Here is a 16,724-nt window from a genome sequence, read left to right as displayed (position 1 = left end):
ACAACAATGATCGTGCTCGCCATCTTCTTCGTCCTGCTGTTCCTGGGCATGCCCATCGGCTTCACGCTCGGCATTGCCGGCCTTGCGGGCATCGTCGACGCGGGCGGCGCCAGCTTCCTGTCGATGGCGCCCAAGCGCTTCTTTGCCGGATTGAACCTCTTCCCGTTCCTCGCCATGCCCTTCTTCATCCTGGCCGGCGAGATCATGAACCATACCGGCATCACCCATCGCCTCGTCCAGTTCGCCGAAACGCTGGTGGGATACATGCGCGGCGGGCTGGCCCACACCAACATGGTCGCCTCGGTGTTCTTTGCCGGCATCACCGGTGCTGCCACCGCCGACGCCGCCGCGTTCGGCAAGACACTGGTGCCGTCGATGGTCAGGCAGGGTTATTCCCGACCGTTCGCCTGTGCCGTCACCGCCGCCGGCTCGATCATCGGCCCCACCATACCGCCCTCCTCGCTGATGGTGATCTACGGTTCGATCATGGGAGTATCGATCGGCGGCCTGTTCGCGGCGGGCATCCTGCCGGGCCTGCTCATCTGCCTCGTGTGCATGTGCATCATCGCCGCCATGGCCCGCCGGCTGAACCTGCCCAAGGCCGCGAACGCCCCCAGCCTGCGCGAGATCCTGACGGCCTTCCGCTCGTCGCTCGTGGCGCTGATCATGCCGCTCATCATCCTGGGCGGCATCCTGGGCGGCATCGTCACGCCCACCGAAGCGGCCTCGGTGGCGGTCGCCTATTCGCTGTTCGTCGGGGTCGTCGTCTACCGGGCCATCACCTTCGACGACCTGATGCAGATGCTCATCCGCACCGCGCGGGTCACCGGCGTCATCTTCCTCATCATCGCCTCGGCCTCGGTGCTCGGCTGGTGGCTGGCCTTCGAAAAGATCCCGCAGGCACTGGCCGCAGGCTTCCTCACACTGTCGTCCAGCCCGTCGATGATCATTCTCATGCTGATCGCCATGCTGCTGGTCATCGGCATGTTCATGGACATCACCGCGATGCTGATCATCCTCGCCCCCGTGCTCGCCCCGCTCACCGCGTCGATCGGCATGGATCCCATTCACGCCGGCATCGTCTTCGTACTGGCGTTGAACATCTCCTTGATGACACCGCCGGTGGGGGCCTGCCTGTTCGTGCTGTCCACGGTGACCGGCGAGACGATCGAGCGCATAGCGGCCAGCCTGTGGCCCTTCATCATTGCCGAGATCGGCATCCTGCTGGTGATCGCCTACTGGCCGGGGCTGACCCTGCTCCTGCCGCATCTGCTGGGCTTTTGAGCGGATTGCAGTGGCGAATCGACCCCCGCGGGATCAATCCAGCGGCCGCCAGCCGCCTTCGGCCCTCTCCAGCAGGGGCGTCTCGATGACGCCCCTGACCCGCCCGGCCATGCCCCTGCGGTCCGATTCGAGCCGGTCTGCCCAGCGGCGGGTCTGCAGCATCGCCGCGCCGATGACCACCGGCTCATGGCCCGACGCCCCCAGCAGATCGAGCCCGGCGGAGATCGAAGTGCCGGTACTTATGACATCGTCGACCAGCGCGATTCGAGCATTTTCCAATAATGGCAGCATTCTCGGATCGACATACAGCCGCTTGCGGGCCCCCGGACTCGTGATCGATTCGACCGGCACGGAAAGTTCGTCGTCATACCAGAACTTGCGCGATGTCCCGAGGGCGATGTAGCGCCGATGCCCGAGTTTTGCGGCAACCAGCCGGGCAAGCGACAATCCCAGGGTCGGCAGCCCGACGACGATGTCCGGGGAAAAGGGTGCCAGGCGTTCGGCAAGCCATCCGGCCAGCGCGTCTTCCACGGCAAGGGCGGCCTGGTTCAGGATCAGCGAGGCGATGGCCGACCCGCTTTCACCGAGCGGTCTTATCGGCAGGAAGAGAATGCGGCCATCCGGCAATCTCGCCGGATAGGATTTTTCATACGGTTGTGGCGTTACCGTTTCGGCAGAATGGATTTCCTGCCAGAATTCATGCGCCTTCATCCATGTCCCCGCTGGTCAATACCGTTTCCCGACGGCTATCACTACCCGCATGACTGAGCGCCCGTCCATCGACCTCGCCCGCCTGACCGCCCTGCGCCGCGATCTCCATGCCCATCCCGAACTGGGTTTCGAGGAGGTGCGAACCTCGTCGATCGTCGCGAGGCGATTGCGAGAACTGGGCCTTGACGTCACCGAGGGACTGGGCGGGACGGGCGTCGTCGGCAGCCTGCGGCGGGATCGCGACAACGACGGGAGAGACCGTGCCGTCGGCCTGCGGGCGGACATGGACGCACTGGCCATGCCCGAGACGGGAACACCGCCCTGGGCCTCGACCGTTGCAGGAAAGATGCATGCCTGCGGGCATGACGGCCACACGGCCATGCTGTTGGGTGCGGCCGAAGCGCTGGCGGCCGACCCGCCGGCGGGCGGCACCGTCCATTTCATCTTCCAGCCTGCCGAGGAAGGACGCGGCGGAGCAAAAAGGATGGTCGAGGAGGGACTGTTCGAACGCTTCCCGTGCGACATGGTCTTCGGTCTGCACAATATGCCCGGGCTGGCAGTGGATCAGATGGCCGTCGTGGAAGGTCCCCAATTGGCGTCGTCCGACAGTTGGTGGGTGACGTTCCGGGGTATCGGCACGCATGGCGCGAAACCGCATCTTGGACACGATCCGGTCACCGCTGCAGGACACTTCCTCGCCGGCCTGCAAACGATAATCGGGCGGGATGTCGATCCGTTGCAACCTGCGGTCGTGAGTGCCTGTTCGCTGTCCGCAGGCGACGAGAAGGCGCTCAACGTGATCCCCGATTTCGCACGTATCGGCGGTACCGCCCGTGCCTACACGGCCGGGGTCCGCGATCAGCTGGAAGCCGGCATCGGCCGCCTCGCCCGCGGCATCGCCATGGCCATGGGGGTCACCGCGGAGTACGAGTTCATCCGTCGCATTCCACCCGTGGTCAATGATCCGGCGGCGACCCGTGTGGCGCTCGCAGCCGCACGCGCCGTCTGCCGCAATGTCCTCACCGGATTCCCCCCCTCGACCGCAGGTGACGATTTCGCCTTCTTCGGACAGAATGCACCTGGTGCCTATGTCTGGCTCGGGAATGGACCCGCGGTTGATGGCGCCCTGCATCACAACACCGCCTACGACTTCAACGACGGAGCCATTTCCACAGGTGTGGCATGGTGGGTGGAAGTGGCGAGGCAGGCCCTGTCATTCGAGGCCGTCGGCAAGGACGGGTGAAACCAGCAGGCGTTCGCCCTGGGGATCGGCGATACCCAGATCGGTCTGGTGCGGCCCGGCATTGCAGGCAAGTGTCGCGCCGACCAGCGCCTTGAACGTGAGATAGGGCGGTTCCCAGTCCACCACCTCGCCCATGGCATCCCGCACCGCCGCGAAGGCCCGGGCAACTTCCTCCAGCGGGCGGTCGGACACCAGTCCGGCCACGGGCAGCGGCAGCACCGCGCGGAGCTGACCGTGGCGGGCAACGGCCATTCCGCCGCCCCAGGAAATGACCGCATTGGCAGCCATTGCCATGTCACTGCCATTGCTGCCGAACACGGTCAGGTTGTGGCAATCGTGACTGACAGTCGTGGCAAATGCGCCACGCCATATTCCCCACTGTTCGAGAAATCCGACACGTGGTGATGTGTCCGCACGACCGTATCGGTTGACAACGGCAATCATTGTCAGATCGGCCGTTGGTGTCACCTTACCTTGGTCAACGGCAAGCCGCCTTTCTCCCCATCGGGTAAATCTCGGCTTGGCGACGGTCGCGATACGCGCTGCCGGCCCTTGTGCCCCGATAGAGAAGTTCTCCGCAGTGAGCGGTTCGAGTCGGCAGGTCGCTCGGAGTGCATCGGGGACCGTTGACGACCGCGGATCACGCCGAACCGGCTGCCCATTGCGCAGGACCGTGACCGCCTCGAAGCCCGCAAGATCGCGGACGAGCACGATGTCCGCGCGCCTGCCCGGCGCGATCAACCCCAGATCGGCGCGGCCGAGGCGCAACGCGGCGTTCAGTGTCGCCGCCTGCAGCGCGCGCAAGGGGGCGAGGCCATGCCCGATCATCAGCCGCAGCATCTGGTCGACGCCACCGGAGCCCAGCAGATCGTCAGGAAAAACATCGTCGGAACAGAATGTTACCGTCGGTGGCATAGACGGCAATTCCTGCAGGACCGCCGCACAGTCGGGCAGGAGATAGGGGTGCGAGCTGCGCAGCTCGACCGTCAGCCCGGATCGCAACTTTTCGAGAAAATCATCACTAGAGGTAATTTCATGGTCTGAGGAAATTCCCGACGCGACATAGGCTTGGAGATCGCGACCTTCGAGGCTGCGGGCATGACCGCAGACCGGCTTGCCCGACCGCAGCCCGGCTTGCAGGATGCCGCGCATCCGGGGCGTGCGGGCGATGACGGCACTCATGTCCATGACCTCGGCCAGTCCGGCCAGTCCGTCGCGCTGGAGCAGGGCATCAATGACATCGGCGTCGAAATCTGCGCCCGCGGTTTCATAGCCGGGTGCAGATGGAACGCATGAAGGGACCAGTGGCAGAATGCGCAAGAGCGCGCGATCCGCGCAGTCGAGCGCGTAATCTACCCCGGTCAGACCGGCAACATTCCCGAATTCGTGAGGATCCCAGACAATGGTCGTTACCCCACGCGGCAGCACTGCCGCCTCATAGGTCTCGGGCGTGACCATCGAGCTTTCCACATGCATGTGGCTGTCGATCAGCCCCGGCGTTGCCACCAGCCCGTCCGCATCGACGACCTGCAACGCGTCGCCCCGGCTCGCCGGCGGTTGCACGGAGGCGATCAGCGGTCCACAGATCCCGATATCGGCAGCCCGCATCTCGCCGGTGACGACATCGGCAATGACCGCCCCACGCACCAGCAGGTCGAACGGCGCATCTCCCCGCGCTGCGGCGACGGCACGGTCGCGCAGTTCAGGCTCATCGAGGTCGAATGGTTCCATCAGCACACATCCTCCAGAGCCGAAAGGCACAAGGACTTGACAGTCGCGGCATCGAGACTGTCGACAATGCGGGCGTTGGCGGCGACAGGATCGCGCTGGTCGACGACGGTCCGCCCGCGGGTATGCCGCCCGGCAAGCTCCACGTCGATCCGTGCCGCGGCGAAGGTGAACAGTTCAGGACATGCCAGGGCCGCCGCCGCCACGGGATCGTAGAGCGCCATGCCCGTCCGTCCACGCGTCAGCGCAATGTCGAGATAACCGCCGAGCAGGTCGCGGATGAGCGGTGGCGCCGCGAGCGACCGGACATCGTCCTCGGTGATCTCGACCTGTCTGCACGCGTCGAGGTCGATCATGGTGAGGGGCACTTCCCGCGCAAGGAGCACCGCCAGCGCTTCGGGATCGGCAAGGGCATTGAACTCGGCCGATGCGGTGTGGTTTCCCCGCGTCACCCCTCCCCCCATCCAGACCACCTCGCCGATGCGACCCGCGAGATCCGGACGATGCAGGACGAGAATGGCGAGGTTGGCGAGTGGACCGAGCGCCAGAATACGGGCGTCCACCGCGCGTTCGAGCCATGCCGCGAGAGCCGGCTGGGCAGCTTCGAAGATGGCCCGACATTCGGGCAGCCGTTCGCCGCGGCTGGGCATGCCGCTCTCGCCCAGGATACGCTGCGCGGTCTCAGCACCCCCCAGAAGAGCGCGATCGGCTCCCGCCACGATCGGCATGGTCCACCCGAAGCGGTCGCGGGCACCGGCAGCATTGCGGCAAACCCGATCGAGGGGCGCATTGCCGAAGACGAGCGATATTCCGTCAATTGCCAGATATCGCCGCACAAGGAAGATTGCGAACAGATCATCGACACCCATGTCGGTATCGACCCAGATCCCCATCAGTCGAACCGGGCCAGGGCCACGGCCGCTTCCCGTGGCAGGTCGAAAGCGATCCGGTCGCCGATCCGGTAGACCTCGCGGTCGGCGGGCACATCGGCCTTGACGATGCCGAATTCACTCCTGAGTACATATTCCCGGCGCTCTCCGGCAAAGGCGGCACCGCGCACCTCTCCCTCGTGCGGGCCGTGGCCGAGCACGACGGAACCCGGCCGCCAGGCAAGCCCGCCCCCCGCTCCATCGGGAAGGATGGTCTCGAAGCCGACGAAATCGGCGGCGAAGCCGCTGACGGGCCGGTTGTAGATTTCCTCGGGTGTGCCGATCTGCTCGATCCTTCCGTGACGCATCAACACGATACGGTCGGCCAGTGCCAGTGCCTCGGCCTGGTCGTGGGTGACGAACACCATGGTCACACCGGTCTCCCTTTGCACTCGCTGCAACTCGGAGCGCATCTCCAGCCGAAGCCTCGCATCGAGATTGGACAACGGTTCGTCCAGCATCAGCACCTTGGGTTGCATCACCAGCGAACGGGCCAGAGAAACCCGCTGCTGCTGGCCTCCCGACAGTTCGGCCGGCATCCTGCGGGCGAACTCGGACAATCCGACCGTTGCCAGTCCGGCCATGACCTTCGCGTCGAGACCGGCTTCACGGCGCAACCTCAAACCAAAGGCGACATTCTCGTAGACGTTCAGATGCGGGAACAGCGCATAGGACTGGAAGACCAGCCCCACCTCGCGGCGACTGGGTGCGAGCCTTGTCACATCGCGACCGGCAATCAGGATCCGCCCCCGACGGGGCTTCAGCAGCCCTGCGATCGCACGCATGGTCGTGGTCTTGCCACAGCCCGACGGACCGAGCAGGGCGACCAGCTCGCCCTCCCTGATCCCGAGATCGAGCGCCTCGACGGCGATGGTGTCGCCATAGGCGAGGGTCAGGCCCTCAAGCGAAACGAAATCGGCATGGGTGGCGTCAGACATAGCGCGATAGCCCGATGAAGCGTTCGGCGGCAAAGACGATGGCGATCGACATGAAGGCAAGCAGTGCGGACAGGGCGGCAATTGACGGATCGTAGTTGATTTCCATGTAGGCAATCATGTCGATGGGCAATGTTCTCAAACCGGGGCCGGACAGGAACAGCGAGACCGGCACCTGATTGAAACTGGTGACAAAGCCCAGAATGAACGCCGCGAGGATTCCGCCACGGATGTTGGGCAGCACGATCCGGCGAAAGGCGCCGAACCGCGAACATCCCAGCAGCAACGCGGCCTCCTCCATGTCCGTGCGCAGGTTCTCCAGACTGGCCGACACCACCCGCACCGCATAGGGCAGGACGAGCGCGGTGTGGGCCAGGAACAGGGCCGTGCCGATCCCCACCCCATAGGGCAGGGCGAAATAGCGCAGCAGCGCCAGTCCGACGATGATGCCCGGCACGATGATCGGCGAGGAGACGACGGCCTTGACCAGTTCCGCGCCCGGCACCCTGTAGCGGTTCATCGCATAGGCCGCCGGAACGCCCAGGACGAGGGCCGCCAGCGTGCCGAAGATCGCAAGGAACATCGAAACGCCGAAGCTCGCACGGAAACTCTCGATCTCGAAAACCTTGATGAACCACCGAAACGAGAAGCCCTGCGGCGGAAAGGCCAGGGTGTTGCCGGCGGAAAGGGCAGCGGCGATGATGATGAGGAACGGGCCGATCAGGAACGTCAAGGTCAGCCCGAGAATGAGCCAGGTGGCGGTCCGGCTGGTCATCTCGCCGCTCCGGCCATATTCCGGGGCGTCTTGCGGGCCGTCGCGATCCGCTTCAGCAGCAGGTTGGCGGAAAAGGCCATGACGATCAGGATCATGGCGATGACGCTGGCCGAAACGAAATCGTTGGCAACCGAAACCCTCTGATAAAGCAGGGTTTCCAGCATCAGGACCTTGGATCCGCCAAGAATGGCCGGAGTGATGTAGGCCGTCATCGAACCTGTGAACACCAGCGTTCCGCCGATGACCAGCCCCTCGCGCGTCAACGGCAGGATCACCAGCCGGAACACCTGAAACCAGTTCGCGCCGAGGATGCGCGCGGCGGAAACCGCGTCGCGCGGCATGTTCTCCATCGCCGAAACCAGCGAAATGATCATCAGGGGCAGGAACAGCTGCAACAGGCCGATGAATACCGCCGTCTCGCTGAACAGGATGCGCAGCGGCGCTTCCGCGATTCCCAGATCCACGAGGATGCGGTTGACGAAGCCGGTGCGTCCCAGGATGACCAGCCAGGCATAGGTGCGCGCGACCGGCGAGATCATCAGCGGCAGAGTGACGAGTCCGAAGATCCGACCGCGCGAACTTGCGGGCAGGCCGACAATGGCGAAGGCGGCGGCGTAGCCGATCACCGCCGATACCAGCGCGACCATCGCCGCGAGTTTCAACGTGCGCAGGAATACCGTCTGGTTGCGCCCGCTCTGGAAGAATTCGACATAGGCCCAGGCCGACCAGCCGGTATCGGTGTGGAATGCCTCGGAAAGGAGAATACCAACCGGCAGCAGAAAAATGACCGCGGCGAAGATCGCCGCGGGCATCGCGAGAGCCAGACCGACAGCCCGGTTTTCGAACATCGCCCTACTGGACGACCTCGTTGTTCCACTGGTCGAGCCATGTCTCGCGATTGTCGAGAATCTCGGCGGCCGGCAGCAGATGCAGCTGGGATACGGTCTTTGCACCGTAGGTCAGATTGTCGGCGACCTCATCGGAGACCTTGACCTCGGCATTGGCGGGGCTGTCGACCAGCTTGTCGGCCAGCGCGGTCTGGATATCGGTGGAAAGCCAGAAATCCATGAACTGCAGGGCGAGGTCTTCATTGCCGTTATGCGCGGTCATCACCATCACGTTCATGCCTCCGGTCTGCCCCTCGGCAGGCGTCGCCCACGCCATCGGCAGGCCATTGTCCTTGAACTGCGCCCATGCGAAGCGACCGATGGGGGCCGCCCAGATCTCCTCCTGCTGCATCAGCTGGGCCAGCTGCGAGGAGCGGACATAGAAGGTCACGAAATCATCGGCCTTTTCCCCGACCGCGGAAATGGCCGCCGGAACGCCGCCGGAGCCGTCGTCGAGAGCCTTCGACAGCATGTAGAGGCTGGGCGGTCCCTGATTGGTGGTGATGTCGGGAAAGGCGACATTGCCGGCAAGCTCGGGCGACAGCAGGTCAGCCCAGCTGTTCACCGTCACCTTGTCGGAGCGGTAGACGATCGAGGTGGCATAGAAAGTGTAGCCCACGCCCATATGTCCGCCGATCGGGTCCTTGGCCACATCGTAGAGCTTGTCGTAATTCGACAGCTTCGACACATCGACGGGCTGCAACAGTCCCGCGCGGGCCGCGGCAAGGGCATCATGCGCCGAGAGCACGGCCATGTCGATGACCGGGTCGGCCTTGTTGGCCTCGATCTTGGCCATCCGCTCGACTGAATTTCCCGTCTCGACGACGATCTCGCAGCCGCAGATCTGCTCGAATGGCGTATAGACCAGCTCCTTGAACTCATCCTGCGCGAAACTGTAGACGGAAATGGTCAGCGTCCTGTCGGCAGCCCGCGCCCCGCCCGCCATGACGAGCCCGCAAGCCGCGACCAGGATTGTCTTCTTCAACATAGGCATGTCCCCCGTTCGATCCCCGCCAGGGCAGGACATGCATCACCCTGCCTGCCGGATCGTGCCACCCGATCCTAGCAGCGCGTTGACAAAATGCCGATAGCTGCGATGCAGCAAAAAGGGCGGAAGAAATATGCCAGCAGATTTCAATCAACTGAACAGGAAATCATCAGGGCCGAGATGAGCGTTCAGAGCGATGATATGCCCTCCCTGGCCCCACTCGTTGTCCACCGTGACAACACTGTTGCCGCCCAGGAACATGAGGGAGATATCGTCACTGCCGAACGTCTCGAACGCGATCCTGTCGCCGTCGCCGGAACTGAAGTCGGTGATCGTATCCACACCAAAATCACCGGCAAAGAAGAACGTGTCGGCTCCGTCACCGCCCGTCAGCAGGTCGTCGCCACCGCGAACATGGGAAGAATGAAACTGCCCGTCCCCCCAGAGCTCGTCATCGCCATCGCCACCGAAGAGTCTATCGTTGCCACCGACGGAACGGTCCCACATTCCCCCGGCATCGCCATAGAGCTGATCGGTACCCGCTCCACCATGGATCGTGTCATCGCCACCGACCGCCCTGCCGTACATCTGGTCGGCATCGCCATGGAGTTCGTCAAGGAATGCCCCCTGACTGCCCTGTCCCCCGCCGTAGATCGTATCGTCACCACCAGCACTGCGGTCGTTCATGACAACTGCGTCGCCATAGATACGATCATAATCCGAATCGCCGTAGATCGTATCATCACCGCCTGTGGACTTGTCGTACATGTATTCCGCGTCGCCATGGAGGAAATTGACATCCTGCCCGCCATGGATCTGGTCGTCACCGCCGGAAGCCTTGCCGTACATGTTGGCTGCGTCGCCGTAGATCACGTCTGCCGTGCGGAGGAAGATACTGCCGGCCCCGCCATAGATTACATCATCTCCGCCGACTGCCTTGTCATACATGTCGTGCGCATCGCCGAAGAGGCGGTCGGGGTCTGCCCCACCGTAGATCGTGTCTTCGCCGCCCACGCTGTGGTTGTACATGGAATAGGCATCGCCGAACGCCTGCCCTGAGGCGAGATAGGGAAGATAGGGGTTCGCCCCGACATGGAGCTGGTCATCGCCGCCAAGGGCATGGGCCCGGATTGTCCAGGCATCGCCAAGGAGCAGGTCGCGGCCGTCCCCGCCAAAAATCACATCATCCCCGCCCCTGCCAGCAGCGAGATCTCCCCAATTGTCGACAAAACCCGCAAAAACGTCAAAGGAGCCCGCGTAGGGATCGCCGATGATGACATCATCTTCAGGAGTCCCCGAGATAGGATCATTGCCCGCGCTTCCCAGGATATTGGCCATTGCGTCGATCTCCCGATAAATGATCTTGAAATAAAATTCATTGTACATTTCTCAAAATTCTTGATGCCCGAAAATAAGGAATATCAACTATGGGCAATTCTACTTTTTTATATATACTGTTAAGTTTTATTTGAAATTCATGGCACACACCTGAAGGTGGAAACATGCAGCATTGCACCAATCTTCTATAGAAGACCCATGAGCCGGGGCAGGAACAGGACGGTCTCGGGGACATAGGTGATCAGGAGCAGGACGAACACCGCGGCCCCGAAGAACGGGAGCATGTGACGCACCATCCTCTCGATGGGAATGCCGAGCACGATGGATCCGGTGAAGAGTGCCGTTCCGTAGGGGGGTGTGATGAGGCCGATGACGAGATTGAAGGTCGCCACCACGCCGAAATGCACGGGATCGATACCGAGATGGCTTGCGAGCGGCATCAGGATCGGCAGGACGATGAAGATCGCCGGAAGCATGTCCATGAACAGTCCCCATATCAACAGGAACAGGTTGATGATGAGGAAGATGAGGATGGGACTCTCGGTGATCGAGAAGATCATCTGCGAAATGGTCGCCGGAACCTGCTCGCTCGCGAGAACCCAGGAGAACACGTTCGACGCGCCGGTGAGCATGAGGACTGCGGCGGAGAGCGTGCCGGACCGCACGAAAATGCGCCAGAGCAGCTTCCAGTCCGGACGCAGCCGCGTTTCCGCCATGAGCAGGATGAACCCCCAGCCGACCGCCGCCGCCGAAGCCTCTGTCGGTGTGAACACGCCGGAAAGGATGCCGCCGAGGATGATACCCGGCATGGCGAGGAAGGGCAGCGACTGGATAATGATGACAATCGCTTCGGAAAACGTCTTGCGCGGGCTGGTCTGGATGTTCTGCCGCCGGGTCACGAGAAAGACGGTGATGGCCATGGCGATGGCGACGAGGAGGCCGGGCACGAGACCGCCGATCAGCATTCCGCCGATGGATGTTCCGGTCACGGCACCGACGAGTACGATGGGAATGGACGGCGGGATGATCGCGCCCTTGATCGAGGTCGAGACGGTGAGTGCCGCCGAAAATTCGCGGGAGAAGCCCGAGCGCTCCATCATCTGGACCTGCATCCGCCCGAGTGCCGCGATATCGGCGATCGACGAACCCGAACATCCGCCGAACAGCATCGAGGCGAGGATGTTGACATAGCCCGTGCCGCCGCGAAGCCGCCCGACCAGGAGCTGGGCGAACTTCAGCAGGCGGTCGGCGGTGCCGGAAGCGACCATGAGCTCGCCGGCGAGCATGAAGAACGGGATCGCCATGATGGTGAAGAAGTCGATCCCGTTGAAGAACTGCTGGGCGACCAGATACATGGGCTCGCCCGCAAGCGTGAAATAGACGATGCAGGAAAGCAGCATCGCAAAGGCCAGCGGAAAGCCGAAGACCGTAAGACAGGCAAAGGCGATGAGCATCCATCCGAAAGCCGACATTATTCGATCACCTCGCGGATATCGTCTTCTTCATTGACGGAAATCGTCGGTGGCTGGAGCCCCTTCATGGCCAGTTGCAGGAGCATGGCGGCAGCACCGATCGGAACGGCCAGAAGGACCCAGAAATACTTGATGCGCAGGGCGGGCGTCGTCAGTCTGCCCTCGTTCAGCGCCACATCGAGACCCTGATAGAACAGGATGACGAGGGTGACAGCCATCAGCCCGCCGATGATCCATCCCACCACACGCTGGACACTTTCGGGAAGCATGGAGAGGAAGACCGTCAACCGTGGATGCTGGTTGGTGCGCAACGCAACCGCACCGCCGATGAATGCCATGTAGATCATGGTGTAGCGGGCCAGTTCCTCGCCCCAGAAGAATGACAGCCCGAAGAAGTAACGCCCGACGACGAGCGTCACCACGACAATCACCATGACCAGAAGGGCGAGAGCCACGAGATTGCTTGCCAGAAGTTGCACGATCGTGTCGATCCGCCTGAGCCGATCGACGAGCGCATGTCCCCGCATGTACTCCGCCCTCCCCCCAAAGATCGTTGAACCGGAACCGCCCGCGACAGTCGGTATTGCGCGGGCGGGCGGTGTTTTTTGTTCTAGAAGCGGTCGTCGAAGGACGCCATGTGATCGAAGAAGCCGGTCACGAAATCCTTGCCGAACTGGTCGATAGCCCATGCCTTGGTCGGTTCCACCGTCGCGGCATGGAATTCCTCCATTTCGGTTGGCGTCGGGGTGTAGACTTCCACACCTTCGTCGCGGATCTTCTGCACGCCGAGCAGATCCTGCACGCTGCCGATCCCGTCATGGGCAAGACTGCCCTCTGCATCGGCCGCAAGAATGGCCTTGCGTTGATCGCCGCTGAGCGACTGCCACCACTCCTCGTTGGTGATGACGGCCCCCACCGTCATGACATGCTGGGTCATCGTCATGTTGCCCTGCACCTGGTAGAAGCGCTGCAACAGGATGTTGGTCGGCGGGTTCTCCTGACCGTCGACAACGCCGGTCTGCAAGCTGGTATAGAGCTCAAGGTAGGGGATCGGCACAGGCGTCGCGCCAAGTGCTTCCATCATCTGCTGATGCGGAACCACCTCCATCGTGCGCATCCGCAGGCCCTTCATGTCCGCTGGCGAATGGACGGGCGTGTCCTTGGTGGTCATGTCGCGGAAACCATAGGGATGCAGCGAGATCACGCGGATCCCGGTTTCCCTGGCGACATCGTCCATCAGATCCCTGATGAACGGATTGTCGCGGTTCATCGTGGCGTTGAAGTGTGCCCGGCTCTTGAACAGGAAGGGCAGGTCGACGATGCCGAGCCTGGGATAGCCGAGCGAGGCGAGCACACCCGAAGCGATATTGGCAAAATGCAGCGAGCCGCGGGAAATCTGCTGCACCATGGCCCGCTGATCGCCAAGCTGGCCGTTCGGATAGAGCTCCACAGTGAAGTCGTCACCCGCGAGACGAGCGACCTGGCTCTGGAAGACGTGCATGTAGGCCGTCACCGGAGCGGTTGTCGGATCATCGGGATCCGTCCAGGTCGCCTTCAGCTTTTCCTGTGCCAGCGCCGGCACGGCCACGAGCATGAGGGCTGACGCCATCAGCAGGGATTTGAATTTGGTTGTCATGTCTTTCCTCCCGTAGATCGGGGGGCATTCCGCCCCCGCTGCCTTCCTGACCCCGCCCGCCCTTCCTTTCATCGGAAGCGGTCGGGAGTGATTTATCCCGGCACCGGCTCGGGAATGAGCTTGCCGGGGTTCATGAGCCCCAGTGGATCGAGGGCCGCCTTGATCGAGCGCATGATCTCAATTCCGTCGCCATGCTCAAGGTCGAGATACCGTGTCTTGTGCAATCCCACACCGTGTTCACCCGAGCAGCTTCCGCCGAAGCGGATCGCCCGGAGGCTCACGCGTTCGGCAAGCGCTTCCGCCCGCGCGCGTTCGTCCGTGTCCAGCGGATCGAACAGGATGCCGAGATGAAAATTGCCATCGCCGACATGGCCGACGATCGGCGCCACGAGGCCACTCTCACGAATATCCGCCTGCGTCTCGACGATGCACTCGACCAGATGTTCGATCGGCACGCAGGCATCGGTTCCCATATTGCGCTTGCCCGGCGCCAGCGCCAGCACGGCCTGGTAACAGGCGTGGCGCGCCTTCCAGAGACGGGTGCGATCCTCGGCTTCGTGCGCCTCGTCGAACGAAAGGCTTCCCTGATCGGCAGCCAGTTCGCGGAACAACTCGGCCTGTTCGCGCGCCGAAACGGATGTCCCGTGGAACTCGACGAAAAGCGAGGGAACGGGCTGCATGGATTCGAGCCCGGAATAGCGGATGCAGGCATCCATCTGCGCCTCGTCCAGCAGTTCCATGCGTACCATGCGAAGGCCCATCTGCAGGGCGAAGCTCGCCGTTTCGACAGCCGCCGTCAGGTCGGGGAACTGCGTCACCGCCGTCACGATGGCTTCGGGCTGGCCGGCAAGGCGGAGCTGAAGCTCGGTGATGATGCCAAGCGTGCCTTCGGAACCGACATAAAGGCGCGTCAAGTCGTAGCCGGTCGCCGATTTTCGCGCCCTGCTGCCGGTACGGATGATTCGCCCGTCAGGCGTCACCACGGTCAGGCCCAGCGTGACATCGCGCATCGTGCCATAGCCTACGGCATTCGTTCCGGATGCGCGTGTCGCGGCCATTCCGCCAAGGGTGGCATTCGCACCCGGGTCGAGCGGGAAGAACAGTCCCGTGTCGCGCAGATGATCGTTGAGCTCGATCCGGGTCAACCCGGCTTCGACCCGGCAGTCGAGCGAAGCCTGCGACACGGAGAGCACGCGGTTCATGCGCTGCATGTCGATGGAAACGCCGCCGGCGACGGCGGCAACCTGGCCTTCGAGCGACGAGCCGGCACCGAAGGGAATCATTGGTAGCCGGTGAGTGTTGCAGATCCCCGCAATCGCGGCAACTTCCTCGCTGCTTTCGGGGTATACGACGATATCCGGCAAACCGGCGTCGGGAAGACCCTCACCACGCGAATGATGCTCACGTTCGGCGTTCGATTCGGAAAGCCGGTCGCCGAGCAGCGAAGCAAGTGCCCCGAATGCTGCGGCCGGCACGGCGGATCCCTGCCGGGATGTTCGTGAAAGCATGGAAAGGCTTGTTTCTGGCATGGGCGTTCCCGCAGGAAGACATGGGCCGGGGACACGGGATTTCCTCAATCGGAACACCCGACCACCCCCGGCATCCGCAACGCGACCGCTTCGAACATGGATGAACCGTCACGACCGGGCATCGCACCCTCCCCCGAGTGCGATGCCACTGCCGCCAGTCGTTCGAACCGTTACGCTGCCGGATATCCCGGCTCAGGCCGCAGCCTTTTCCACCTTGTCGTATTGCAACACACCAGGCAACGCGGCCTTGATACGGGCGGCCTGCGCCTCGGATGTCGCCGGCATCGGCGCACGCGGCAAGCCCGAACGAACGCCCTGCTGGGCGAGCGAGAACTTCACGTTGGCCGGCAGGTTGTCGGCCGAGATCGTATTCCAGAAATTCAGGAGGTCGACGTGGATTTGATGGGCAAGCTTGAAATCACCCGCCTGAACGGCATCCCAGAGAGCGACGCAGGCTCCTGGAGCCGCTGCCGGGTTGGCAGCGATCGTTCCATGCGATCCCAGCACGAATGACGGGTAGAGCAGCGCGTCAACCGCCGAAAGAATGATCGCATCGTCCGGTGCCGTGACCATCAGGTCGGCGAACAGCTTGAGATCGCCGGCGCTCTGCTTGACGCCCTTGACGTTGGGAATTTCACGCATCATCCGCACCAGTTCGGAGGGTGCAATGTAATTCCACGGAATCACGTTGTAGATAATGATGGGCAGATCGGTCGCGTCACCGAGTGCCTGAAAATGGCCGAAGGTCGCATCGGCATCCGGCTTGAAGAGATAATGGACGGGCGTGATCTGCAACGCGTCGATCGCATATTTTCGCATGCGCTTGGCCTTGGCGGCCGCGTCGACGGTCGAATTGGTGATGATGCCCGCAATGACCGGAACTCGCCCGGCAGCTTCTTCGGCACAGATTTCCGCGATGCGCTCAAGCTCATCGGAATTCAGGGTATGCCCTTCTCCGGTGCTGCCGCCGAAGCAGATGCCGTGCACGCCGCGCGAAATGACGAAGTTCACGTTCTCACGCAGCGCGCCCTCGTCGATTTGACCGTCCGCATCAAAGGGCGTCACGATCGGAGGAATGATACCGAAGATGTCCTTGCTCATGCCTAGCCTCCCCAAATTCATATTGCGGGATGGACAATACCAATTCGACGCGATTTCGGTCAACTGCCAAACGTGAAAATTCTTCAGAAAATCCCGAAATACGAAACGATAGCATGCAACGAGCAAAATGGTTAATTCAAATTATATAAATGATAATCAATTAGTTAG

General features: G+C 62.6%; 15 protein-coding genes. 2 read left to right on the top strand and 13 right to left on the bottom strand.

What is annotated here, in order from left to right; all coding sequences use genetic code 11:
• The first annotated feature begins 6 nt into the window (after positions 1-6).
• A complete protein-coding gene (locus H6851_09920; protein ID MCB9943922.1) occupies positions 7-1,284 on the top strand; it encodes a TRAP transporter large permease in 1,278 nt (425 codons plus the stop codon).
• Between the two features lie 33 nt (positions 1,285-1,317).
• Here H6851_09920 and H6851_09915 read toward each other — a convergent pair whose 3' ends face one another.
• Positions 1,318-1,995 (bottom strand): phosphoribosyltransferase, encoded by a 678-nt coding sequence (locus tag H6851_09915; GenBank protein ID MCB9943921.1) that lies wholly within the window; start codon positions 1,993-1,995, stop codon positions 1,318-1,320.
• A gap of 49 nt (positions 1,996-2,044) precedes the next feature.
• On the opposite strand from H6851_09915, the gene H6851_09910 reads away from it, so the two are divergent.
• The gene (locus tag H6851_09910) at positions 2,045-3,238 is read left to right on the top strand and encodes an amidohydrolase (GenBank protein MCB9943920.1); all 1,194 of its coding nucleotides are present in this window, start codon (positions 2,045-2,047) and stop codon (positions 3,236-3,238) included.
• On the opposite strand, the gene H6851_09905 is transcribed toward H6851_09910, so the two are convergent.
• The 12 genes from H6851_09905 to H6851_09850 form a co-directional block, all read right to left on the bottom strand.
• Entirely contained in the window at positions 3,209-4,969 is a 1,761-nt protein-coding gene (locus H6851_09905) for an adenine deaminase (protein ID MCB9943919.1), read from the bottom strand. The two genes, H6851_09910 and H6851_09905, sit on opposite strands and share 30 nt — an antisense overlap.
• Positions 4,969-5,859 (bottom strand): nucleoside hydrolase, encoded by an 891-nt coding sequence (locus H6851_09900; GenBank protein MCB9943918.1) that lies wholly within the window; start codon positions 5,857-5,859, stop codon positions 4,969-4,971. The genes H6851_09905 and H6851_09900 overlap by 1 nt, the downstream gene beginning before the upstream one ends.
• Complete coding sequence (locus H6851_09895; GenBank protein ID MCB9943917.1) at positions 5,859-6,833, bottom strand: ABC transporter ATP-binding protein; 975 nt, start codon at positions 6,831-6,833, stop codon at positions 5,859-5,861. Before H6851_09895 ends, H6851_09900 begins: the two co-directional genes overlap by 1 nt.
• Positions 6,826-7,605, bottom strand: coding sequence for an ABC transporter permease (locus tag H6851_09890; GenBank protein ID MCB9943916.1), 780 nt, complete (start codon positions 7,603-7,605; stop codon positions 6,826-6,828). The genes H6851_09895 and H6851_09890 overlap by 8 nt, the downstream gene beginning before the upstream one ends.
• A complete protein-coding gene (locus tag H6851_09885; protein MCB9943915.1) occupies positions 7,602-8,453 on the bottom strand; it encodes an ABC transporter permease in 852 nt (283 codons plus the stop codon). Before H6851_09885 ends, H6851_09890 begins: the two co-directional genes overlap by 4 nt.
• A 4-nt stretch (positions 8,454-8,457) precedes the next feature.
• Positions 8,458-9,480: an extracellular solute-binding protein gene (locus tag H6851_09880; protein ID MCB9943914.1), complete on the bottom strand. Its 1,023-nt coding sequence runs from the start codon at positions 9,478-9,480 to the stop codon at positions 8,458-8,460.
• 150 nt (positions 9,481-9,630) lie between these two features.
• Positions 9,631-10,866: a hypothetical protein gene (locus H6851_09875; GenBank protein MCB9943913.1), complete on the bottom strand. Its 1,236-nt coding sequence runs from the start codon at positions 10,864-10,866 to the stop codon at positions 9,631-9,633.
• Positions 10,867-11,003: 137 nt separating this feature from the next.
• Entirely contained in the window at positions 11,004-12,290 is a 1,287-nt protein-coding gene (locus H6851_09870) for a TRAP transporter large permease (GenBank protein ID MCB9943912.1), read from the bottom strand.
• A complete protein-coding gene (locus tag H6851_09865; protein ID MCB9943911.1) occupies positions 12,290-12,817 on the bottom strand; it encodes a TRAP transporter small permease in 528 nt (175 codons plus the stop codon). The genes H6851_09870 and H6851_09865 overlap by 1 nt, the downstream gene beginning before the upstream one ends.
• 83 nt (positions 12,818-12,900) lie before the next feature.
• Entirely contained in the window at positions 12,901-13,926 is a 1,026-nt protein-coding gene (locus H6851_09860; GenBank protein ID MCB9943910.1) for a TRAP transporter substrate-binding protein, read from the bottom strand.
• 92 nt (positions 13,927-14,018) lie between these two features.
• On the bottom strand, positions 14,019-15,434 hold the full coding sequence (locus H6851_09855) for an FAD-binding protein (GenBank protein MCB9943909.1): 1,416 nt from the start codon (positions 15,432-15,434) through the stop codon (positions 14,019-14,021).
• A 213-nt stretch (positions 15,435-15,647) separates the two neighbouring features.
• Entirely contained in the window at positions 15,648-16,556 is a 909-nt protein-coding gene (locus H6851_09850; GenBank protein MCB9943908.1) for a dihydrodipicolinate synthase family protein, read from the bottom strand.
• Between the last annotated feature and the right edge of the window lie 168 nt (positions 16,557-16,724).

The organism is Geminicoccaceae bacterium (genome assembly GCA_020638465.1).
Classification (GTDB): domain Bacteria; phylum Pseudomonadota; class Alphaproteobacteria; order Geminicoccales; family Geminicoccaceae; genus JAGREO01.
Note: the sequence above shows the minus strand (reverse complement) of the source record. Positions and strands in the feature narration are given on the sequence as shown.